We start from the raw sequence: 22,156 nt of genomic DNA on the forward strand, positions 1-22,156 counted from the left end.
CGGAGGGCGTGGCCGTCAGTCGCGCCGGGGCGGCAACGCCGAAAGGCCAAGGGCCACAATCGCCACCAGCGCGGGCAGTTGCACCCACAGTGAGCCGCCCATATAACCCTCGGGCGAACGCCAGGGCCCGGTGGAGAGCGCGGCCGCCGAGATCGCGGTTCCCGTACCGGCGATGGCGATCAGCCACATGGACCAGTGCGGCGGCCGCAGGCGTGCGGCGATCAGTCCGATCGCGGTGAGTACCAGCCCGGTCGGACCGGCGATCAAGCCCGCCGCGGCGGCCAGTCCGGCCGCGCCCAGGGTGCGGCTGCGCCAGGTGCGCGGTGCGGGTCCGTCATCGCGGACCGGTGCGCGTGCGCTCCGGAAGGCGAGCACCGCGAGCGGAAGCAACAGCAGCAGACCGCCGAAGATGGCGTACCGATACCAGCGATCGGCCGGGAATTCGATGGTGATCGGGCCCTTCGTGCCGGGTGGCAGCAGCCAGGCCTGCTGCCAGCCGTCGATCACGACGGGTTTCAATTCGTGGCCGTCGGAGGTCACGGCCCGCCAGCCCACATTGGTGCTCAGCGGGAGCACCAGCACCCGGGTGCCGGAGGGTGCGCGCGCATCGGCGGAGTTCGGGTTCAGCGCCGGGAGCTCGGTGCGGTCCAGGCGCAGTTCGTCGACGCTGAAGAGTCCGGTCGGCGCGACGGTGACATCGATGCTGCCGGGCAGGAAGTCGAATGTCGTTGCGCCGCTGTCTGATCCTTCGATTGCCTGACCAGCGGATGCGCTGTCAGCAGGGTTACCGGATCCCGGGGTCTCATCGCTGCCGCAGACCTTCGCGGGCAGCGGTGCGCCGGAACGCAATTCGGCCGCGGTGCCGGTGACGGTCGTATGCAGGGTGCGCCCCGCCGCGGCGAGGGTGGGGCCGTCGGCGCAATCGATGGTGATGAGGCGATCGGGCGCGGCGGGGGCCGGATAGTCGGGTCCGAGGACCGACACCTCGGCCAGGCCGGGCGGTTGCTCCTGGGCGAAACCCAGTGCGGTGCGGTCGAGTACGGCATCCCAGGTCTGAATGCTCAACTCGATGTGATCGGTGACGTAGGGGTGCACTTCGATGCGGGTGGGGACACCGGCGGCCGGGTCCACCTCGCGGACCTGCGGGCCGTCACCGAGATTCACCGAGACCGAGGTGGGGTGCGCGGGCAGATCGCCTCGGGACGGCGTCAGTTCCAGTCCGGTGACCAGCGTCGGTTCCGGAAGATCAAGCGTGAGCGTGGGTTTCGCGCCGGTGGGATTGTGGACCGTGGTCTCCGGTGCGGTCCAGCTGGTGCGCGGATCGCCGTCGGTGGCGGCGAGCGCGGAGCCGCGCGGATCGGCCACATCGGCCTGCCCCCGGGCGACGGGCCGGTCGCGGTCGGCGAGCAGATTCTCCAGGGCGGGTCCGGGGCGGGCGCGCACCAGCAGCTGCGGTGCCACGGTGACCGGCTCCGGGACCTGCAGGGTGCGTTCGAAGAGCCCGGGTTCCTCGGCGGTGAGCGCCATGGATTTACTGCAGCGCACCCGATCGGGGGATTCGAAACACGCACCGCGGCCGGGGAATTCCTGGCCGAGCCGCCAGCCCCGCACCTGTGCGCCCGCCGGGGTGGGCGGCAGTACCGCGCGATGCCGGATATCGACGGTCACCGGGTTCTCGCGGTCGGCGTAGTCGTCCAGGCTCAGTTCGCTGACCCCGAATTGCCCACCGAGACTGCCGTTTTCGGTGCTGATGGCGGTGATCTTGATCCAGTCGGTCCTACCCGGCGGCAGCGCGATCGACACCGGCTTGCCCGGCTCGGTGATGCGCGCGGACACCGTGCCCTTGGAGGTCTTGGCCTCCACCCATTTCACCGGACTGCCGATGACCGCGCCGCTGGTGGTCAGATGCAGCACCGCCGAGGTGACGGGCTTGTCGAGATCCAGTCGAATCCATTGCCCCAGCGCGTATTCCACACCGTTGCTGATCCACGCCGTGGATGGATCGCCGTCCACCAGCGCGGCGGTGGAACTGCCGGGCGCGGCCCCGCCCAGCTGGGTGGCGTCGGCGGCCGAGCTGGAGACGGTGATCCGCGCGCCGGACCATTCGCCCTCGACCAATTGCGCACCGGGCACGGGATAGTCCGGCACCAGATTGTGCGTCCGCCGTGCGTCATCCTTACCGCGCAGCGCCGAACCGTGGTTGTCGACCCGCCCGAAGTCGGATTCGCGATCCATGGGGGTGTCGGTGATCGTGACGCCGTCCACCGGCAGTCCCGCCTGCGCGGCGTCCGCCGCGAGCAAGGCCGGGCCGGTGGGCGTCGCGGGATCGCGGCGCAGGCGTTCCAGCGCTTCCGGACCGCCCTGGACGACGGGCACGCCGTCCAGCGGCAGTGTGTAAGCGCCCGGGAACGAACCGGGCGCACCGGTGCCGCTGCGCAGATCGGCTGCCGTGCGCGCGGTTTCACGCGATCCGAGGTCGGTGCCGGGGTTTTCGGCACGGTCGTTCGGTGCGGTGGTGGCATCGGGCTGTCGTACCCGGTAGATCTCGATCGCCGGATACGAGGGCCGCAGATCCGCGTCCGCGACCAGTCCCGCCAGTTTCCCGGATTCGATGGGGTCGCCGAATTGCGCGACCTTGCTCAGTCCGGGTGAGCCCTCGATGGCCTGGTGCGCGAGCATCGGCCGGGTCGAGCGGGAGGTCTCCGGGTCGAGGTCGTTGCGCAGCACCAGGATTCCGATGCCCTGGTCCAGCAGCGTCGCCGCCATTCCGGCCGAGGGCCGCCCGTCGGCGATGAGCCGCTGCACCGAATCCATGGCGCGGATCGCGCCGGGCGGATTCAACGGCACCGAATCACGTACCGCCCAGGGCGTACTCGCCAAAGCCTGAATGGGTTCATCGCGGGTCAGTCCCCAGGTCTGACTGCCGAACGGCGCGCCGGGCACGATCAGCGCGCGGGTGTCGGAAGCGTTGTGCGCCAGCCAATCCGCCGTCTGATGCCAGTAGTCGGGCACCCTGTCGTAGTCGCCGCGCGGTGCGAGTTTGCCCGTCCACGCCAGTGAGGTGGACAGCGTCAGCGCCGTCAGGATCAGCGCGCCGACTGCCACCATCTTGTCGCGTTCGGGATGTGCGAAGGCCCTGCGCCACACCGGCATCGGCACCGATGCGGGCAGCGGTACCCGGCTCAGCAGGTGGGCGAGCCCGAGCACCAGCGGCAATCGGATGAGCGGTTCCAGCTTGTGCACATTCCGCAGCGGTGCGCCCCCGGAGTCCAGGAAGGTGCGCACCTGCTCCGCGAACGGCCCGCCCAATTCGCCCGCGTATCCGGCGCAGATCCCGACCAGTCCGACGCACAGGATCAGCACCAGCCGCCCGCGCCCGGGCATGGACCGCATGGCCAATCCGGCGATGCCCGCCGCCGCCAGCATGCCGGTGGCCAGTACGGCTGCGGGCTGCGTGACCAGCACGGCCCCCGCGATGCGCTCCGGCGAGACGAACGGCGTCCAACTATCGGTGCCGCGCAACACTTCCCCGAGCGAGGCCCACTGCGTGGTCACCCCCGACGATTCGATGAAATCCAGGAACGGCGGACTCACCTTGCCCAGCAACAGCAGCGGCACCGCCCACCAGAACGTCGCCAGCACCAGCATTGGAATCCACGCCCGGGTGAACCGCCACCAGGCGCGATTCGGCCGATACGACATCCACCAGAGCGCCGCGGGCAGGAACGCCGCCGCCGTCGCGACCGCGTTCACCGATCCCATGAGCGCCAACGCCAAAGCGCTTCCCGCCGGTGTGGCGGCCCCGCGCCACCTGCTCGGATTATCGAGAGCGGTCTCGGTATTCGTGCCCGGGGTGCTGTCGTCTCCCTCGGAATTTTCGGCGGTACGCCGCAGCGCCACACCCAGCGCGGCGGGGGCGAGTAATACCCAGGGCGCGAGCATCATCGGCAGCGTCTCGGAGGAGATCGAGCCGAGCGTCGTCAGCACGCGGGGGGAGAGGGCGAAGGCGACGGCCGCGATGATTCGTGAACCGCGACTGCCGATGCCGAGGGTTTCGCAGAGCCGGATGATGCCCCAGAATCCGGCGAGCAGCAGTAGCGCCCACCAGATGCGCTGTACGGCCCAGGCGGGCAGGCCGAGGATGTGCCCGAGTGAAAAGAACGCGCCGTGCGGGAAGAAGTAGCCGTACGCCTGGTTCTGCACCTGCCCCATCGGGGCCTGGCTGCTCCACAGGTGGCTGGCGCGCGCGAGGAAGCCCAGTGGGTTCTGCGCGAGATCGTATTTGGTGTCCGCGACGGTGCGGCCGGGCGCCTGCGCGAAGGTCAGCAGGAAGGCGGCGAGGACGCTGCCGAGCAGCCAGCGGCGGCCCAGCGGTGTGGTGTTCGGCGACCGGTCTCCGATTGGACCGGTCGCGGCGGGATCGGAGGTCAGCCGGTCAGCGTGCGCCGTACTCAACGTGGTTGAGCAGCGACGAGGAGGCGTCGCCGCTCCGGTCGATTTCCGGGCGCTTGTCCTGTGAGGCCGCCATCGTGATGCCCAGCACCACCGCCAGCCCGATCAGGGCCCCACCGGCAGCGCTCGCTACACCAGGAACGGCAAACTTCATCGCGGACTCCCATACATCGACGCATGCGTAACTCGAGCCAACCTAGCAGGTTGAGCGCTGGGAAGCGGATAGGTCCGTACCGCCCAGCCCGCTCGGCGTCCGCATCCGGGCATTCTGCACAGTTGAACAGCCCGTTGACCGGGCGGATGCACCGCCGCGCTATTCGGGGACCGGGCAGTGCAGGCTGCCGAGGAAGGTGCGGAGTTTGGCGGTGGTTTCCAGCAGTTCGGTGTGCGGGTCCGAGGCCGCGACGATGCCGCCGCCGCCGAAGGCGCGCAGTGAGCGGCCGTCGGCGGAGAGTTCGGCGCAGCGGATGGCGACCACCCATTCGCCGTCGCCGCTGGAATCGCACCAGCCGACCGCGCCGCTGTAGAAGCCGCGGTCGCCTTCGAGATCGCAGATGGCGTCGAGGGCCAGCGGTGTGGGAGTGCCGCAGATGGCGGGGGTCGGGTGCAGCAGTACCGCCAGGTCGAGGGCGGTGACCGACGGATCGTCGAGTTCGGCGGTGATGGGGGTGGCCAGATGCCAAACCTCGGGCGTATTCAGCAGTTCCGGGCCGTCGGGGATGTTCAGCGTGCCGCAGACGGGTGCGAGTTGGTCGCGAATCCATTCCACGACGTACGCGTGCTCTTCGAGATTCTTGCTGCTGGACAACAGTTCTCGCGCCTGTGCCGCATCGGCGTCCGGATCGGCCAGCCGGGGCAGCGTGCCCGCGAGCGGCCGCAGGGTGACGGTGCGTCCCTGTCGCGCCACCAGTACCTCGGGTGTCGCGCCGAGCAGTGTCTCGCCGGGCCGTCCGGCCGGGGTGAGGTCGACGGCGTACACATTGGCGCGCGGATGCCGGGTGACCAGGTGCGCGGCCACCACCTCCGGTTCCAGTGGTGCGTCGGCTTCGGCGAGCAGTGAGCGCGCCGCCACCACCTTGCGCAGCGGCTGTTCCGGATCGGAGAGCTGTTCGACCAGTTTGGTCACGCGCGCCACATGTTCTGCGGCGCTGGGCATTTCGGATACCACGCGCACGGCGGGCAATTCCGGCAGCGCGGCGGGCCGCCACGGCCCGGCGGTGTGCAGCGCTTCTTCGGGTGCGCACAGTGCGGCCGGTCGGCGCGGATCGAACGCCAGCGCACCGGTGATCAGCTCGGCGTCTCCGGCGCGCAGCGCGGCCGCCGCGTCGGCCGCCGCATCGAAGCTGATGCGGGCGCCTCTGGTGCGTACCACGCCATTGGGTGACGCCAGCAGAAATCCGTCCATGGTCTTCCGACCATAGTCCGCTCGCGCGCGGCTGAATCCCCGGAGCGACGGAAGTCTCTGTCGCGCCGATCACACCGCTCCGGCGCAGGTCCCCAGTGTCATTGCGGCCCTGAAAGACTCATCTCGCAGGCCCGCGCGGCGGGTGCGGCGGGGAGTGTCACGCGTGCCGATCGCTCAGGATTTCGGAGCGGGTTCGCGGCCGGGCGGGACCATGAGCACCGGCCGGTGACAGTGTTTGAGCACCGCGTCCGCGACGCTGGAATGCATGAGCGCCCGAATGCCGGTCGCCCCGCGGGTGCCCGCGACGATGATGTCCACATCCAGATCGTCGGCCACCTCGACGATGGCGTTCCAGATGGTGGTGGTGCATTCGACGGTGCTCGCCTCGGCATTGAGCCCGGCGAGTTTGGCCAGCCGCACGCCCTCGGAGTTGATGGTCCTGGCGTCGACGTACGCGACGTCCTCGATCTCGTCGTCGGGCATCCATTCCGGTTGCATCACTCCGGAGAGTCCGGACAGTCGCGCGGCCTGGCGGGCCATCGGCTCCCAGGCGGTGAGGACCACTGCTCTGTTCGCGGACAGGAACCGCCCGGCGTATTCGACGGCGCGGCGCGCATTCTCGGACCCGTCGTACGCGATGAGCATCAAATCGCACGGCATGACGAACCTCCTGATGGGAACGCATGTCTCCGTATCGAGGTTACCCCGGAAAGGTTGCCGGAAGCCGACTTGACGACTTCCGTCTGTCGCGGGTTGTCCACAGTTTGCGAACGATTCACCCAAATCAGTGGTGGGATACGCGACTCCGGTTTTCACTGACAGGAGTCGGTTTTCTCACCGACGTGTCGGCACCTGCCATACCGCCGACTCGACATCGCCGTCGTTGGAGCTGAGCCCGGACGAGGGGTGGATTGTGCGGTTGGACGAGCTGACTACCCCGCAGGAATGGGCGAGCGTGTATCGCTCCCTGTTCGGTTTGCCGCATGTGCATGTCACCACCCCCGGCTTCGTGGTGCTACCCCTGGTGGACACCATCGCGGCCTTGAACACCCCGGAACCGTTGGGCGCCTTGATACTCGGCGAATTGACGGTGCGCGGCGTGCCCGGCCCGGTGCTGGTGCGCGATCGGCCGCCGCGCCGCACCTTCCTGGCGGTGTTCGACGGGTATCCTTCAGACGAATGGCTCGAACGCTTGGAGCGCAACAGCGTGGACATCGGCCCGCATCGCAGTAATGTCATCCTGCCCACCGGATTCGGCAGGCACACCCATGAGGGCAGGTGGTGGGCGCGCGCACCCCAGCGCGATGAATCGCTACCCCTGTTATCGGAGCTACTCGACGCCACCATCGCGGTGCTGTGATCCGGTGTCCTCGATCGAAGCGGCCGTATTCGGCCATCATGAGGCAGATCCCCGCGCACTGCTCTACTACGAATGGTGCCAGCGTCTCGAATCCGGTTACGCGGTAGCCGATTTCGCCGAAGATGTGAACGAGTTGTCGCGGGCGGACCGGCCGATGGACGCGGCCTGCTGGCGACTGCTCGATCGCATCGAATCGGCGGCGCGGTCGCCGGACTGGCGGTACTTCGAATGGAGCGCCACCGGCGGTGATCCGAACAACCTTGGTGCGGCCCGTGATTCGCCCGGATATCGCACGCCGGTGGATTACTCCCGGACCGAGCTGTTCGACCGCATCCATGGCGGCTGGCTGGGCAGATGCGCGGGGTGTGCGCTGTCCGGTCCGCGGGTCTCGGCCGTAATCGGTTGCGCGCGTGACGAAAACCTCGACTACACGATTCTCGGCCTGCATCTGCTCGAACAGTACGGCGCCGAATTCATCGCCGACGACGTCTCGGCGCTGTGGCTGGAACGATTGCCGTTCCTGCGCACCACCACCGCCGAGCGGGTGGCCTACCGCAATCTCATCGACGGTTTCCTGCCCCCGGATACGGCCAGCTACCGAAATCCCTACCGGGAGTGGCGGGGTGCGCTGGTGCGTGCGGACATCTACGGCTACACCAATCCCGGTGATCCGGTCCGCGCCGCGGAACTGGCCGCCCGGGATGCCTCGGTCTCGCACACCGGCAATGGATTATGGGCGGCGAGATGGGCCGCGGCGCTGATAGCGGCGGCATTCACGGCCGCGCGTCCGGGCGAGGCGCTGGATCGGGCGCAGCGTGTCATCCCGGCGAATTCCCGTTTGGCGGTGGCGCTCTCGGAGGTCATCGACGATCATGCGAACTACCTGGATTTCGACCGGGCGCGCCTCGCGATCCATGAACGCCACGCGCATTACAACCGCCTGCATTCGATCGGCAACGCCTGTCTCATCGCCGCCGGATTGCTCTGGGGCGACGGCGATTTCACCGAAACCGTGCGCCTGACCGCGGGTGCGGGCTGGGATTCGCGATCGAACTGCGCGACGGCGGGTTCGGTGGCGGGCATCTGCACCGGCGCGTCCCGCATCCCCGCCCACTGGACCGATTCCCTGGGCGACACCCTGCACAGCGCCGTCACCGGCTACCCCACCCTGCGCATCTCCGATCTCGCGACCAGAACCCACCGGCTACTGCCCTGAAAGACGAGAGCGGGGCCCGGTTCCCTCGGAACCGGGCCCCGCCCTTGGTATTTCGCTTCCGCGCGAGCGGAGTATTCCTAGCGCTCCACGATGGCGACGACGCCCTGGCCGCCCGCGGCACAGATGGAGACGAGCGCGCGCCCGCCACCGTTCTCGGCCAGCATCTTCGCGGTGGAGGCGATGATGCGACCACCGGTGGCGGCGAACGGGTGGCCCGCGGCGAGCGAGGAGCCGTTCACGTTCAGCTTGCTGCGGTCGATGGAACCAAGCGCGCCGTCCAGGCCCAGGCGCTCCTTGCAGTACTGATCCGATTCCCAGCCCTGCAGGGTGGCGAGCACCACGGAGGCGAACGCCTCGTGGATCTCGTAGTAGTCGAAGTCCTGCAGCGTCAGGCCGTTTCGGGCGAGCAGGCGCGGCACCGCGTAGGTGGGGGCCATGAGCAGGCCGTCCGGGCCGTGGATGTAATCGACGGCGGCGACCTCGGAGTCGACCAGGTAGGCCAGCGGCGACAGGTTGCGCGCGGCGGCCCACTCGTCGGTGGACAGCAGCACGGTGGACGCGCCGTCGGTGAGCGGGGTGGAGTTGCCCGCGGTCATGGTGGCGTCGCCCAGCTTCACGCCGAAGACCGGCTTGAGGGTGGACAGCTTCTCGATGGTCGAGCCGGGACGCAGGTTGTCGTCGCGGGTCAGCCCGAGGAACGGGGTGATCAGGTCGTCGAAGAAACCGCGGTCGTAGGCGGCCGCCATGTTCTTGTGCGACAGGTAGGCCAGCTCGTCCTGGGCCTCGCGGGCGACGCCGAATTCCTTGGCGGTGATGGCGGCGTGCTCACCCATCGAGAGTCCGGTGCGCGGTTCGGCATTGCGCGGGATCTCGATGCCGACCATGGACGGGCGCAGGCGGCCGACCAGCTTGGCGTAGTCCTTGTTGTTCTTGGCGCGGTTGGCGTCGAGCATCCACTCGCGCATCGACTCGCTGACGCCGATGGGCGCGTCGGACGTGGTGTCCGTACCGCCGCCGACGCCGGCTTCGAAGCGGCCCAGCGCGATTCCGTCGGCCACGGTCTGGATGGCCTGCAGGCCGGTGCCGCAGGCGAGCTGCAGATCGTGGGCCGGGGTGTACGGGGACAGGGTGGAGCCGAGCACGCTCTCGCGGATCATGCCGTGCTCGCCGACGCGCTTGAGCACCGCGCCGCCGACGACCATGCCGAGGCGCTCGCCCTGCAGCCCGAAGCGGCTGACCAGACCGTTCAGCGCGGCGGTGAACATGTCCTGGTTGGAGGCGTGCGCGTACTTGCCGTCGGAACGGGCGAACGGAATCCGGTTGCCGCCGAGGATCGCGACAGGCTTGGCCTGCTTGGCGGTCTTGGCCGCGGGCTTCGCCGAACGGGCTTTGGTGGTCACTCGAGTCTCCAGTGTCTCGTCGGGTGGATTTCCGTACTCGCACGGTCCCGCGGGACCGGCATTGGTCGGTTTACATTAAACTTACTCTGGAGTAAGTTCATTTGTCGACACCGTACCCCGCGAATGTGCCCAAGACCGCCCGCGGGGCCTAGACAAGAGAAGGTAGGAACAGTGGCAGCCAGCAAGAGTAAGGGCGCTCCCAACCTGTACGGATCTTTCATCCACTCTGCTCCGGGCGCGTTCCTGGCGAGCAAGCTGGGTCTGCCGCAGCCGGAGAACCTGCGCCGCTACGTCGCAGGTCAGCCCGCGCTCCCGGGTCCGGTGCTGCTCGGCGGTAAGGGCCGGGTCGCCGATGCCGCCCGTAACCTGCTGTCCGACTACAGCTTTGTGGATTCGGTCACCCCGGGCACCAAGCTCGGTGCGCTGGTCTTCGACGCCACCGGCATCCGCACCATCGAAGAGCTGCAGCAGCTGTTCGAGTTCTTCCAGCCCGCCATGCGCAGCCTCGCCGCGTCCGGCCGCATCCTGGTCGTGGGCACCACCCCCGAGCTGACCGCGTCCGTCGACGAGCAGATCGCCCAGCGCGCGCTCGAGGGCTTCAGCCGCTCGGTCGCCAAGGAGCTGCTGCGCGGTTCCACCGGCAACCTGGTGTACCTGCACCCGGAGGCCGCCGCCACCGCCACCGGCCTGGAATCGACTCTCCGCTTCATCCTTTCGGGCAAGTCGGCCTTCGTCGACGGCCAGGTCTTCCGCGTCGGCAAGGACGACTCCACCGCCCCGGCCAGCTGGGACAAGCCGCTCGCGGGCAAGGTCGCGGTCGTGACCGGTGCGGCCCGCGGCATCGGCGCGACCATCGCGGAGGTGTTCGCTCGCGACGGCGCCACCGTGATCGTCGCCGATATCCCGGCCGCCGGTGAGGCCCTGTCCGAGACCGCCAACAAGGTCGGCGCGACCGCGCTGGCCCTGGACGTCACCGCCGCCGACGCCGCCGAGAAGCTGGCCGCGTTCGCGACCGAGCGTTTCGGTGGCATCGACATCGTCGTGCACAACGCCGGTATCACCCGCGACAAGCTGCTCGCGAACATGGACGAGGGCCGCTGGAACTCGGTCATCAACGTGAACCTGGCTGCCCCGCACCGCATTACCGAGGGCCTGGTCGCCGCGGGCGCGCTCAAGTCCGGTGGCCGCGTCATCGACGTGTCCTCCATCGCCGGTATCGCGGGCAACCGCGGCCAGACCAACTACGGCGCGTCCAAGGCCGGTGTCATCGGCATGGTCAACGCCGAAGCCCCGAAGCTGGCCGAGAAGGGCATCACCATCAACGCCGTCGCGCCGGGCTTCATCGAGACCGCCATGACCGCGGCCATCCCGCTGACCACCCGTGAGGCCGGTCGCCTGATGAGCTCGCTGCTGCAGGGCGGTCAGACCATCGACGTCGCCGAGACTATCGCCTACTTCGCCTCCCCGGCGTCGAACGCGGTGTCCGGCAACATCGTTCGCGTCTGCGGCCAGAGCCTGATCGGAGCATGATGAGCCAGACCATCAAGCTCGGCGAGGTGCCGAAGAACTCCGGCCTTTTCGTCAAGGCCGCGCTCGGCGCGCTGCCGGTGCCCGGACTGTCGAACCGCCCGTCCAAGCTGCCGGACCGCACCGTGCGGCTGGAGGGCTTCAAGGTCGATCCGGATCACCTGGCCGCCTACTGCCGCGCGACCGGACTGCGGTTCAGCGACGCCCTGCCGCTGACCTACCCGTTCGTGCTCAGCTTCCCGCTCGCCATGCAGCTGGTCGTCGCCCGCGACTTCCCGTTCGTGGCGGTCGGCGCGGTGCACGCGGAGAACGTGATCGAGCGGACCCGGGAGATCTCGGTCTCCGAACCGCTGGATTTCGACACCCATATCGAGAACCTGCGCGAGCACCCCAAGGGTCTGCTCGTGGACGCCATCACCGAGGTGAGCGTGGGCCGGGAACTGGTGTGGCGTCAGGTCACCACGTTCCTGCACCAGCAGCGCACCTCGCTGTCCGGCGGGCCCAAGCCCGAGCCCAAGCCGGATGAGGTTCCGCCGCCGCCGTTGCGCACGCTGCGGGTGGATCAGCAGACCATCAGCCGGTACGCCAACGCGTCCGGTGACCACAACCCGATTCACACCTCGGCGTTGGGCGCCAAGGCTTTCGGTTTCCCGAAGCCGATCGCGCACGGTATGTGGTCCGCGGCCAACATCCTGTCCAACCTCGAGGGTCGAGTTCCCGAAAAGGCCACGTACGCGGTCAAATTCGGTAAGCCGATCCTGTTGCCGTCGACGATCAACGTCTACGCCGACAAGGTCGAGGGCGGCTGGGATCTCGCCCTGAAGAACCCGAAGAAGGGTTACCCCCACCTGACCGCCACCATTCGCTGAGTCGGTTCGGCCACGGTCTCGGCTGAGACCGTGGCGCACCGAAGCCAGCAATGTCGCACCGAGTGTGGCAAATTGGTGACAGTTCATCCGAAGACCCGGGGTCACGCCGATTCGGTGGTTTCCGAACCACCACGGGGTCCGGCCATCACAGGTATGGTCGGGCCGCCGACAGCGTCGGCCCCGCAGGGGCGGGGCGAGAGCCGCGCACCGATTCAACACCGTATGTCGCCACGCAGGGGTTTCGACATCCGGAGGGGGAATCGGTGTGCGGCTTTTACGTTTTCGGCGCTCAGCAGTTGCAATCGCAGCCGCAGCAGTCGCAATCGCAGCAGTCGCAGCCGCTGCAGCAATCGCCGCAGTCACAACAGTCGCTGCAATCGCAGCATCCCCGGTTGAACCAGGAGTCCTTGCGTTCGCCGCTGCACGGGCTGGTGTGCTCGGCGCAGCAGGCGTATCCGGTGCAGTACTGGGACAACCCGATTCCGATGCCCTCCCAGAATCCGGGCCTGCGGAAGGGCGTGCGCGGCGGCTCGGTGCCGAACACCGCGTGCGGCCCGTTCGCGACGGCGGTCACCAGGAATTCCGAACCGGCTGTGGGAACCAAGGATTCGGTGCTCCGATGAGTGCCGCAGGCGTGCGTGGCGCAGGCGTGCACGGTTCCGGCGGCCCGGCCCAGCTTGCGGACGACGCCGTGCAGCGGGTCCAGCAGCATCCAGCGGATGGACGCGGTGCGGTCCAGGCCGACCGTGACCAGGGCGGCCTTCAGCAGCGAATTCGATTCGCGCAGTAGGGCGTGCGCATCGGCGGTGCTGGTTCCGGTGGCGGTCAGGGGATTGAAGCGGCCTGCCGCGCGGTCCTCGTCGATATCCTCGATGGCGTCCGCGAGGTGGGCGATGCGGCCGAAATGCCAGCCCGCTTCCCGTAGCGCGTCGGTGTTCTCGGGACGTCCGGCCAGAATCGCGGTGTGCGCGAACAACTCCGCCGCGCAGAGCTGGGTGGGCGCGGTCAGTTCCGCGAGTGATGCTCCGGATTCCTCCAGCGCCACTTGCGATTCGATCGCGGTGATGAGCGGGTCGATATCCAGGCCGATGGGTGCGGCGGCCGCGCGCGCCCGGTTGTGCCAGCGTTCGGCGACGTGCGCCATCGGCCGCTTGCTCAGGCGTCGGGTGTCACCGTCGTCGATGTGATCGCGAATCTTGGCCGCGCCCAACAGCAGTGAGGCGGTCGCGGCCAGTTGTACGCCGGGAGAGTCCGCGGGTGCGACGCTGGCCTTGCGCATACCGCGCAGCGGGCAGGGCCCGGCCTCGGTGCGCTCGAGTGTCAGCGTCTGCTGTGCCTCGGTGAGTACGCCGAGCACGATGGCGTCGGTATTGGTGGCGGCCCGTGCGAGCTGCCCGTGCCCGTCCCGCAGCCCCAGGCAGAGCCCGCACATCTGGGTTTGCCAGGCGGTCGCTTCTATACCGTATCGGGCGGCACTGTGCGCGCACGGCTTGAGCATTCCGAACAATGCGAGTCCCCGTTTCCCGGGCCGGTGCGCACCGGCCGTCCAACAACACAATCCGAGCGACTGTGGCAGGCGTTAACGGGACTGGCAAGCGCTGCGGGAAATTCGTCCCGTCAGGCGGGTTCGGCTTCCTTCTTCTTACCGGACAGACCGCGCCAGGCGAGGTTGTCGAGCAGGTCCACGGCCTCGGCCATATCGACGGTGCCGCTGGCGACCCGGTCGGCGATGGCCTCGCCCGCGCCGATCACCGCGACCGACACCACTTCGAAATTGGTGCCGGGCTCGGCGTACTTGGCGCTGGATTCGAGCAGTTTCGCGGTCAGCTCGATGACCCGGTCCCGGCTGTTGGAGATCTCCGAGGCGAAGGGTTGCTGGCCGAGTGCCTGTCTATAGAGCACCTGCCAGGACAGCCGGTTGTGATCGACGTAGGACAGGAATGCCTCCAGGCCCGCCCGCAGCTGTTCGTGCGGGGTGAGCTTGGGGTTGCCCGCCACCGCGACGGCTTCGATGAACCGCATGCTCTCGCGGTGGATGCAGGCGCGGAACAGTTCGTCCTTGGAGCCGTAGTACAGGTAGAGCATGGGCTTGGAGATTTTCGCCTCGGCGGCGATGGCGTCCATGGAGGTGTCGTGATAACCCTTGCGCGAGAAGACCTCCACCGCGGCGTCGAGCATCTGCTGCTCGCGCACCGCGCGGGGAAGTCGTTTCGTTCCGCCTGCCATCCACATCTCCTAGGACATATCGAAGCCCCTATCTTACTCCAAGGTAAGTTCCGCGAGTGCGAATTGCCGGTGATTCGCCATCGGGCGTCAGCAGTGTGGAGCGGTGCCCTTGTACTTTGCCATCCGGAGTACCGAGGCATCCACCTGGCTTCCCGGTAGGCGGCCACTCTGCACGGCCTGCACCAGGCGGTCCAGCACCTGCGGAACGGCGTCCGTGGTGATCCACAGCGCATTGTCGGCACCCGCGACCAGGGCGGCCTCCACCGCGTCCTCGATGCTCATGCGCGCGGTGATGGCGGCCATACCGCCCAGATCGTCGGTGAAGATCACGCCGTCGAACGGGGCAGCGCCATAGCCGGTGCCCTGGCGCAGCAAATCCATGGCTTCCTTGCTGATGCTGGCGGGCTTACCCGGCTCGGTCAGTCCGGGCACATCGAGGTGCCCGACCATGACGGCCGAACCGGAGTCGATGAGCTTGCGATACGGGACCAGATCCGAGGTCTGCAATTGCGCCAGCGGCGGGGTCTTCACCGCACCGGTGTGCGAATCGCCCGAGCCCGAACCGTGGCCCGGGAAATGCTTCATGACGGTGCCGAGCCCGGCGTCGTGCGCGGCGCGGATGTACGCATCGGCGTACTGCGCCACCACATTCGGATCATCGGAGAAGGAGCGGTCGCCGATCACCGAATCGTCGGGCTGGCTGCTCACATCCACATCGGGCGCGAAATCGACGGTGACGCCGAGCGCCTTCAGCTTCTTGGATCGATCCAGGGTGAAGGTGTAGAACTCGTCGGCGCTCATCTGGCCGACGGTGGCGCGGGCGGACGGTGCGACGCCGATCAGGTCCTTGGCCCGCGAAACCCGGCCGCCCTCCTCATCGATGGTGACCATGAGCGGGGTGCGGGAGGCGGCCTGCACCTTGTCGATCTGATGCTGGGCCAGCATCGCCTTATCGGTCCAGCTGCCGACGAAGATGCCGCCGATCTGCTCGGTCTTCACCACGTTCTCGGCATCGGCCTCGCCGGTCACGCCGACGGTGAGCAATTGCGCCAGCTTCTGCCGCAGCGTGAAATTCGCCAAATACCCCGCCGCACAGTCCTGTTGCGGTGCGGAGCTGGTCGGCGGCGGGGTGGATTCGCTGGATCCCGTTGTGGTGGTGGTCGATTGGGCCGACTGATCGGACCCGCTGCCGGAGCAGCCGGCCAATACGAGGGCGGTGAGTGCGATCACGATCCCAGGAGCGTTGCGCATGGCATCCGACGGTAGCCGCCGCCGGGGTTCGCGCCTATTCGGACACCGGTGTTTCGGTCCGGTTTGTGTGGGCACCCCTATGGGCCTGATTTTGGCAAACCTGTGGCGATCGACACATATGGCGATTAAGTGATTCGGACATCCGTCCAGTAGCATCCTGTTCGCGCGCTGGATAGCCCTATCTAGCTGCATAAATACGCACGTCTGCGGATTGTTGCGGGGGAATCGAGCCGAATCTGGCGGATGTGCGCCAAGGGGAAGTTGTCTCAGATCGGCCATTGGCAGTGTTGTGGCAAACCTGCCGGGCCGGTTCTATGGGACGAACCTGATGGAGGACTGACATATGCGAATCGGCGCAATGCTGCGCACGGCCGCGCTGGGAGTCGCCGCCGCGGTGGGAGTGGGAATGGCCGCCGCGGCACCGGCCTCGGCGAGTGAAGTTGACCGCTATCTCGATCTGCCGCTGGTCAACCGGGACGCGGCCGCCGGTCCCGGCGGTGTCCACCCGGACCTGCCCTACGACCGCACCGAACTCGGCACCTTGCTCGAACAGGCTCGCGCACAGAATGTTCCGCCCCAGCGCTACGCCGCCCTGCTCTACCAGTACTGGCTCGTCGACGCGACCGGCAAGGCGGGCATCGACCTGCGCGCCTGGAATCCGCGCGACGGGGTGCGCGCCAATCGCGACAATCTCATCAGGTCCTACCGCTACTACGAGGATCTGCAACTGGGGCACCGCGAACTCCAGTGGGCCGGAATGGGCGGCCAGGTCGGCGCCGACTTCGGCGGCGGGCTCATCGATTTCGAGCTGATGGGCTCGGATCTCTATGGGCTGCCGGGGATTTCCGAATCGGCCGGTGCGGTGCTCGACGCCGTGCAGCGGGCCGCGGGACCGCAGGCCGTGCAGCGACTGCCCGCCGGGCTGCGCGCGCTCGCGTCGGCCGCCCCGCGCATCACCCCCGAGGATGTCGACCACGTCATCGCGGGAATCCTGGTGATGCAGAAGAACATCTTCTCCGACCTCATGCCCATGCACGACGCGTACGTCACGGGCGGACTGCCCGCGCTCGCGGAATTCCAGGCCGCCGGACTCTTCGGCGATGACATCATGGCCGCGTGGCGCGATGTCGCCTCCGGGAACGGCGAGCGCGTCGCCACCGGCAATCGCGCCCTGCTGCGCCGGGAACAGCAGTGGGCCATCGCCCGGCAGTGGGACGAAGTGCGTTCGTACAAGGGCGATGTCGGCGAGGCCATCACCTACCTCAGCGGTGCGGCGGGTTCCCCGTCGGTCGCGGGCGTGGTGCCGCCCCGCCAGTTCCACCCCATCCGGATCCCGTTCACCGCGGCCGATGGCACCCCCTCGCTGCTGACTCTGCCGCTGCCGGAATGGAATTGGTCGGTGCTGGATTCGCGCTGGGAGTACATCACCGAGGAACTGCTGCCCAAGTACCGCGATCAGGTCGAGAACAACTGGCCCGCCCTGGAGGCCACCATGCGCACGCCCTACGAGGTGCAGATGGAATCGAAGCGCCCGCTGCTGAACATTCCGCAGTTGCTCGATTCGGCTGTGCGGCAACTGCAGGTGACACCGGCGAACCCGGTCACCACCGGCGCGGAAATGGCGGTGCGATAACCATGCGACGCACACTTCCCGCCGTGCTGTTCGCCGCGGCCGTCCTGCTGTCGGGCACCGCCGTGGCGACCGCCGAACCGGCGAGCCCCGTGACCCCGGTGAATCCCGTGACCCCGGTGAATCCGGTGCCCGGAATCGACCGGGTCTTCAACGGATTCGTCATCGGCACGCTGAACACCGCCGAAAACGCTTCTCCGGAGGAGAAATTCGAGGCACTGCTCGCGAATGACCCCTTCTATCAGGAACCTCCGCTCACCGGTGCCGAAAAGCCCGGTGACATCCTGAAATCCAAGCCCGTCGACGTGATGTTCCTGGGCGTCAAGCCGACGACGGTCGACGCGCACAAACTGATGTACGTCACGACCGCGCCGGACGGCGTCACCCCGGTCATCAGCACCGGCATCCTGATGATCCCCAAGGACGGCAAACCCGCCGCCGAACGCCGCCTCATCTCCTATCAGGAGGCGAACGACAGCGTCGGCTGGTCGTGCCATCCGAGCACGCAGTGGACCGGCGGCGCGCCCCTGGACGGTTCGTCCTGGTCGGCATTGGGCCCGCTGGCGCTCATGTTCGACAAGGGCTACGCGGTGATGATCTCCGACGTCGGCAATGACGCGGACCGCGATCCGCACGGCGTCTTCGTCGGCACCTACTCCGGGCACGCCCAATTGGACGGCGCGCGTGCGGCATTGCGGCTTCCGGCGTCGGGGTTGAGCAATGACACCCAGATCGCCCTGTTCGGTATCGCGGGCGGCGGTGTGGGAGCGGCCTTCTCGGCGGAAATGGCGCCGGTGTACGCACCGGAGCTCGACATCAAGTCCACGCTGCTGGAGGGCATGGTCGTCGATCCCGCCAATTTCATGCGCGTCACCAGCGGTTCGATCGGTTCGGGCTTCGCGCTCGCGACGCTGCTCGGATTGGAGCCCTGGTACCCGGAGATGCGGGTGAACGACAAGCTCAACCCCGCCGGGCAGGCGCTGGCGAACTTCTATCGCACGCAGTGCCAGGTGCCCGCCTATTTCGGGCTGCCGTTCGTGCCGATGGAGGCGCTGTTCACCTCGGGCCGCAATCCGGCCGACGAGCCGGATTTCCAGCGCGCGTTCGCGAACAATGTGCTGGGGCGCAATGGAACTCCGACGTCGAAGATCATGATCTCCTCGTGCGCCAAGGATGATTCGCCGATGTCGCTGGTGCCCGCCGCGGACGCCAGGAACCTCGCCGAGACCTATCGCGGTCAGGGCGCGGACGTCACGTACGCCCCGACCGATTGCAGCATGGAACGCTTCATCACCGATATGTACGGCTGGGGCGTCGACCTGTTCGGCATGCAGACCATCGACTGGATCGACGGCAACTTCGAATGACACCCCTATCGAAAGGAGCCGCCCGATGATGGCCATCGTGGACGGTGTGGTTTACCTGCTCACCTTCGGACCGCTGGCGGTCGCGAAGATGCTGGCGCAGGCACTGGGTCTCTGATTCCGGTCCGCTAGGTCTTCGGTAGTTCGTGATGACCGCCGAAGGCCTGGCGCATGGCCGACAGCACCTTGTCGGCGTACAGCGATTCACCGCGTGAGGAGAAGCGCTGGAACAGCGCCGCGGACAGCACCGGCGCGGGCACGCCCTCGTCGATGGCGGCGTCCAGCGTCCAGCGGCCCTCACCGGAGTCGGAGACATTGCCGCCGAAGGAATCCAGGTTCGGATCGGCGTAGAGCGCCGCGGCGGTGAGATCGAGCAGCCAGGAGGCGACCACCGAACCGCGCCGCCACACCTCGGTGACCTCGGGGATATCGATGTCGTATCGGTAGAACTCGGGATTCTCCAGCGGTGTGACCTCTGCCGAATGCTCGGTGTCCTGCTCGTTGCCGACATTGGCCCGGTGCAGGATGTTCATGCCCTCGGAATACGCTGCCATCGCGCCGTATTCGATGCCGTTGTGCACCATCTTCACGAAATGTCCCGCACCGGCGGGGCCGCAGTGCAGATAGCCCTCTTCCGAGGTGGCGGGGGTGCCGGTGCGCCCGGGGGTGCGCGGGGCCGTATCCACGCCCGGGGCAATGGATTTGAGCAGCGGTTCGACATGGGCGACCGTCTCGGCCTCACCGCCGATCATCAGGCAGAACCCGCGCTCCAAACCGAATACGCCACCCGAGGTTCCGATATCGAGGTAGTGAATACCCTTGGGCTGGAGCGCCTTCGCGCGTTTGATGTCCTCGTGGTAGCGGCTGTTGCCGCCGTCGATGATGATGTCACCGGGTTCCAGCAGTTCGGCGACCTGATCGATCACCGCGCCGGTCGCGCCCGCCGGAATCATCACCCACACCACCCGGGGCGTCTCCAGCATGGCGACGAACTTGCTCAGTTCGGTACTGCCGGAGAAGCTGTCGCCGAGTTCGGCGCCGAGTTCGTCGATATGCGAGCTCTTGCGTTCGAAGCCGACGGCGGTGTGCCCGTCCCGGACGATGCGCCGCACGATATTGGCGCCCATCCGGCCCAGGCCGATCATTCCGAGCTGCATGTCATCTCCTCGAGTCGTCCCGAACCACGGGCGGCCCCGGGTTCTACTGACTGTTCCGGTGCGATCGTCTTGATTGTCCCAGTTCCGGTTGCCGGAAGTTTTTTCCGGTCTCATCGGGAAGGTGTGTAACGCCCTCGAACGGGTGTCGATAAAGGGGTGGCTCCGTGCTGTTGCCAGACCCCCGACCCGGCAACCGCACGGAGCCTCTCTTCGTTTCCGGTGCCGTATTGCACAGAAGTTGCTGCGAGCCTGGACAAACCCCCGTGTCGGAGCCGCCCACTATGGTGGGTGGCGGGCTCGCGTGCGCGAGTCCGGATTCAACCATTTGGGAGGATGGTTCGTGACCAGCGGAAGTCCCGGGCGGCATGCGCGTGCGCAACAGACCCCGGCCGAACCTTCGACACCCGTACGCCAGTTCCTGAACTCGCCGACGGCCCGCCGCGCCGGGATCGCGGCGGGTGTGCTGATGGCGGTCGGAGGCATCGCTTTCGCGGTGGATTGGACGCTCTCATCCGGGCAGACGCCGCGTGGCGTGCAGGTAGCGGGCATCGATATCGGCGGGCTGCAGCGCGCACAGGCGCAGACCCGGCTGGAGCTGGAACTCGATAAGCGTGTCGCACAACCGCTCACGGTCGAGATCGGGGATGTGCGCGCCGATCTGGTGCCGCGCACGGCGGGCCTGTCGGTGGACTGGGACGGCACCTGGGACCGCATCGGCGGTCAGCCGCTGAACCCGTTCACCCGGGTGTGGTCGGTGTTCACCACCCGACGGGTGGAACCCGCGACCCTGGTCGACGACGCCGCCATGACCACCCAGCTGGACGCGCTGCGTGCCAATGACCGCCAGCCCGTCGAGGGCGGCATCGTCTTCGACCAGGGCAAGCCGGTGCCGGTGCACCCGGTGCCCGGGCGGGTGCTCGATGTGGCCGCCGCGCGCGCCCAGCTCGTCGGCCACTGGGCCGACGGTTCGGTGCTGGATCTGCCCGCCGTCGAGAAGCAGGCCCGGGTCAGCTCCGCGGCGGTGGACAGGGCGCTGCGCGAGATCGCCCAGCCCGCGGTGCGCGTCCCGGTCACCTTCACCGGTAAGGGCGGCAATGCCGTGCTCGACCCCGCCCAGCTCGCGGGCGCGCTCGTCTTCCAGCCGAACGATCAAGGCGCACTGGAGCTCTCGTACAACCGGGACGCGCTGATCGCGGCGCTGGAACCACAGTTGAAGCCCACCGTGGTGGAACCCAAGGACGCCACCTGGACGCTGGCGGGCAGCCGCGCCACCCTGGTGCCCGCGGTGGTCGGCGATGCCGTCAACTGGGACAAGACCTTCGAAGGTCTTCCCGCCCTGCTGATTTCACCCGGCGATCACGCCAAGGCCGTCGTCTACGAACCGGTGCAGCCCAAGCTGACCACCGCCGACGCCGAGAAGTTCGGTGTGGTGCAGCCCGTCGGATCGTTCACCACGGGCGGTTTCAGCGGCCCGTCCGGCGTGAACATCCGCACGGTGGCGCGCAAGGTGGACGGTGCGGTGATCCGGCCCGGGGATGTGTTCTCGCTCAACGACTTCACCGGTACCCGCGGTGTGGCGGAGGGCTATGTCGAGTCCGGCATCATCGATCACGGCCGCCCGAGCACCGCGGTCGGCGGCGGTATCAGCCAGTTCGCCACCACGCTCTACAACGCGGCCTACTTCGCCGGTCTGGAAGATGTCGACCACACCGAGCACAGCTACTACATCTCCCGGTATCCGGCCGCCCGCGAGGCCACGGTCTTCGACGGCGCGATCGATCTGAAGTTCCGCAACAACACCCCGTACGGCATCTACATCGAGACCATCGGCGGTGACTCGGAGCTGACGGTGCGCCTGTGGAGTACCAAAACCGTTGAGGTGGAGTCGATCACCGGTGACCGTGTGAAGCCGACCGAGCCGAATACGGTGACGCTCCCCAAGGGCAAGAACTGCATCGCCTCGGAAGGCGCACCGGGTTTCACCACGTCGGATACCCGCATCATTCGAGATGCCAAGTCCGGCAAGGAAACCTACCGCCACACCCGCACCGTCAAATACGACCCCATCCCGATCGTGAAGTGCGAGTGATCCGAGATCCCTTCGCACACAGGTTATCCACCGCCTGTGGATAACCCTTGGGATGACTTGGGATAGATCACAAACAGGAGTTGGGGCCCGGAATCCTCCGGGCCCCAACCTTTATCCACAGACAGCGGTGGGGGCCCCCGCGGCGACCACCCGGGGCCCCCCAAGAGATAAAAGCGCCGGCGGAGGTGAATAACACGCCCCAGCACAAAC

Annotated in this window: 16 protein-coding genes; 7 read left to right on the forward strand and 9 right to left on the reverse strand. The window is 67.7% G+C overall.

Features of this window, described 5'->3' with window-relative positions; translation table 11 throughout:
• Window positions 1–15: 15 nt before the first annotated feature.
• From ACFC4D_RS40485 to ACFC4D_RS40500, 4 genes are all read right to left on the reverse strand, one after another.
• Entirely contained in the window at window positions 16–4,401 is a 4,386-nt protein-coding gene (locus ACFC4D_RS40485; protein ID WP_376071520.1) for an alpha-(1->3)-arabinofuranosyltransferase, read from the reverse strand.
• Between the two features lie 34 nt (window positions 4,402–4,435).
• The gene (locus ACFC4D_RS40490; RefSeq protein ID WP_364636404.1) at window positions 4,436–4,606 is read right to left on the reverse strand and encodes a DUF2613 domain-containing protein; all 171 of its coding nucleotides are present in this window, start codon (window positions 4,604–4,606) and stop codon (window positions 4,436–4,438) included.
• 159 nt (window positions 4,607–4,765) lie between these two features.
• Entirely contained in the window at window positions 4,766–5,857 is a 1,092-nt protein-coding gene (locus tag ACFC4D_RS40495) for an isochorismate synthase MenF (RefSeq protein WP_376071484.1), read from the reverse strand.
• Window positions 5,858–6,031: 174 nt separating this feature from the next.
• Window positions 6,032–6,517, reverse strand: a complete 486-nt coding sequence (locus ACFC4D_RS40500; protein WP_375961097.1) for a universal stress protein — start codon at window positions 6,515–6,517, stop codon at window positions 6,032–6,034.
• A 259-nt stretch (window positions 6,518–6,776) separates the two neighbouring features.
• Here ACFC4D_RS40500 and ACFC4D_RS40505 point away from each other — a divergent pair, with 259 nt between their 5' ends.
• Both ACFC4D_RS40505 and ACFC4D_RS40510 read left to right on the forward strand, forming a co-directional pair.
• Window positions 6,777–7,217 (forward strand): hypothetical protein, encoded by a 441-nt coding sequence (locus ACFC4D_RS40505; protein WP_375961095.1) that lies wholly within the window; start codon window positions 6,777–6,779, stop codon window positions 7,215–7,217.
• A 4-nt stretch (window positions 7,218–7,221) separates the two neighbouring features.
• Window positions 7,222–8,433, forward strand: coding sequence for an ADP-ribosylglycohydrolase family protein (locus ACFC4D_RS40510; RefSeq protein WP_376071486.1), 1,212 nt, complete (start codon window positions 7,222–7,224; stop codon window positions 8,431–8,433).
• A gap of 77 nt (window positions 8,434–8,510) precedes the next feature.
• Here the strand turns inward: ACFC4D_RS40510 and ACFC4D_RS40515 are convergent, their stop codons facing one another.
• Window positions 8,511–9,833 carry an acetyl-CoA C-acetyltransferase gene (locus ACFC4D_RS40515; protein ID WP_364636394.1) on the reverse strand — a complete coding sequence of 441 codons (1,323 nt, stop codon included), beginning with the start codon at window positions 9,831–9,833 and terminating at the stop codon, window positions 8,511–8,513.
• A gap of 123 nt (window positions 9,834–9,956) precedes the next feature.
• Here ACFC4D_RS40515 and ACFC4D_RS40520 point away from each other — a divergent pair, with 123 nt between their 5' ends.
• Together ACFC4D_RS40520 and ACFC4D_RS40525 are read left to right on the forward strand one after the other, a co-directional pair.
• Window positions 9,957–11,363, forward strand: coding sequence for a 3-oxoacyl-ACP reductase (locus tag ACFC4D_RS40520; RefSeq protein ID WP_364636392.1), 1,407 nt, complete (start codon window positions 9,957–9,959; stop codon window positions 11,361–11,363).
• On the forward strand, window positions 11,363–12,229 hold the full coding sequence (locus ACFC4D_RS40525; RefSeq protein ID WP_375961090.1) for a MaoC family dehydratase: 867 nt from the start codon (window positions 11,363–11,365) through the stop codon (window positions 12,227–12,229). Before ACFC4D_RS40520 ends, ACFC4D_RS40525 begins: the two co-directional genes overlap by 1 nt.
• 289 nt (window positions 12,230–12,518) lie before the next feature.
• Here the strand turns inward: ACFC4D_RS40525 and ACFC4D_RS40530 are convergent, their stop codons facing one another.
• The 3 genes from ACFC4D_RS40530 to ACFC4D_RS40540 form a co-directional block, all read right to left on the reverse strand.
• Complete coding sequence (locus ACFC4D_RS40530) at window positions 12,519–13,727, reverse strand: DUF5685 family protein (protein WP_376071489.1); 1,209 nt, start codon at window positions 13,725–13,727, stop codon at window positions 12,519–12,521.
• Window positions 13,728–13,846: 119 nt separating this feature from the next.
• Complete coding sequence (locus ACFC4D_RS40535) at window positions 13,847–14,455, reverse strand: TetR/AcrR family transcriptional regulator (protein ID WP_364636386.1); 609 nt, start codon at window positions 14,453–14,455, stop codon at window positions 13,847–13,849.
• Between the two features lie 87 nt (window positions 14,456–14,542).
• The gene (locus ACFC4D_RS40540; RefSeq protein ID WP_364636384.1) at window positions 14,543–15,706 is read right to left on the reverse strand and encodes a glycoside hydrolase family 3 N-terminal domain-containing protein; all 1,164 of its coding nucleotides are present in this window, start codon (window positions 15,704–15,706) and stop codon (window positions 14,543–14,545) included.
• Window positions 15,707–16,049: 343 nt separating this feature from the next.
• Between ACFC4D_RS40540 and ACFC4D_RS40545 the strand changes: the two genes are divergently transcribed.
• The gene (locus ACFC4D_RS40545; protein ID WP_375961086.1) at window positions 16,050–17,339 is read left to right on the forward strand and encodes a hypothetical protein; all 1,290 of its coding nucleotides are present in this window, start codon (window positions 16,050–16,052) and stop codon (window positions 17,337–17,339) included.
• Window positions 17,340–17,341: 2 nt separating this feature from the next.
• Window positions 17,342–18,703: a lipase family protein gene (locus ACFC4D_RS40550; protein WP_376071491.1), complete on the forward strand. Its 1,362-nt coding sequence runs from the start codon at window positions 17,342–17,344 to the stop codon at window positions 18,701–18,703.
• 125 nt (window positions 18,704–18,828) lie between these two features.
• Here the strand turns inward: ACFC4D_RS40550 and gnd are convergent, their stop codons facing one another.
• Window positions 18,829–19,857, reverse strand: a complete 1,029-nt coding sequence (gnd, locus tag ACFC4D_RS40555) for a phosphogluconate dehydrogenase (NAD(+)-dependent, decarboxylating) (protein WP_364636378.1) — start codon at window positions 19,855–19,857, stop codon at window positions 18,829–18,831.
• 340 nt (window positions 19,858–20,197) lie between these two features.
• On the opposite strand from gnd, the gene ACFC4D_RS40560 reads away from it, so the two are divergent.
• Window positions 20,198–21,946, forward strand: coding sequence for a VanW family protein (locus ACFC4D_RS40560; RefSeq protein WP_376071493.1), 1,749 nt, complete (start codon window positions 20,198–20,200; stop codon window positions 21,944–21,946).
• Window positions 21,947–22,156 lie beyond the last annotated feature (210 nt).

Source organism: Nocardia sp. NPDC056000, from assembly GCF_042269265.1.
Taxonomy (GTDB): Bacteria; Actinomycetota; Actinomycetes; order Mycobacteriales; family Mycobacteriaceae; genus Nocardia.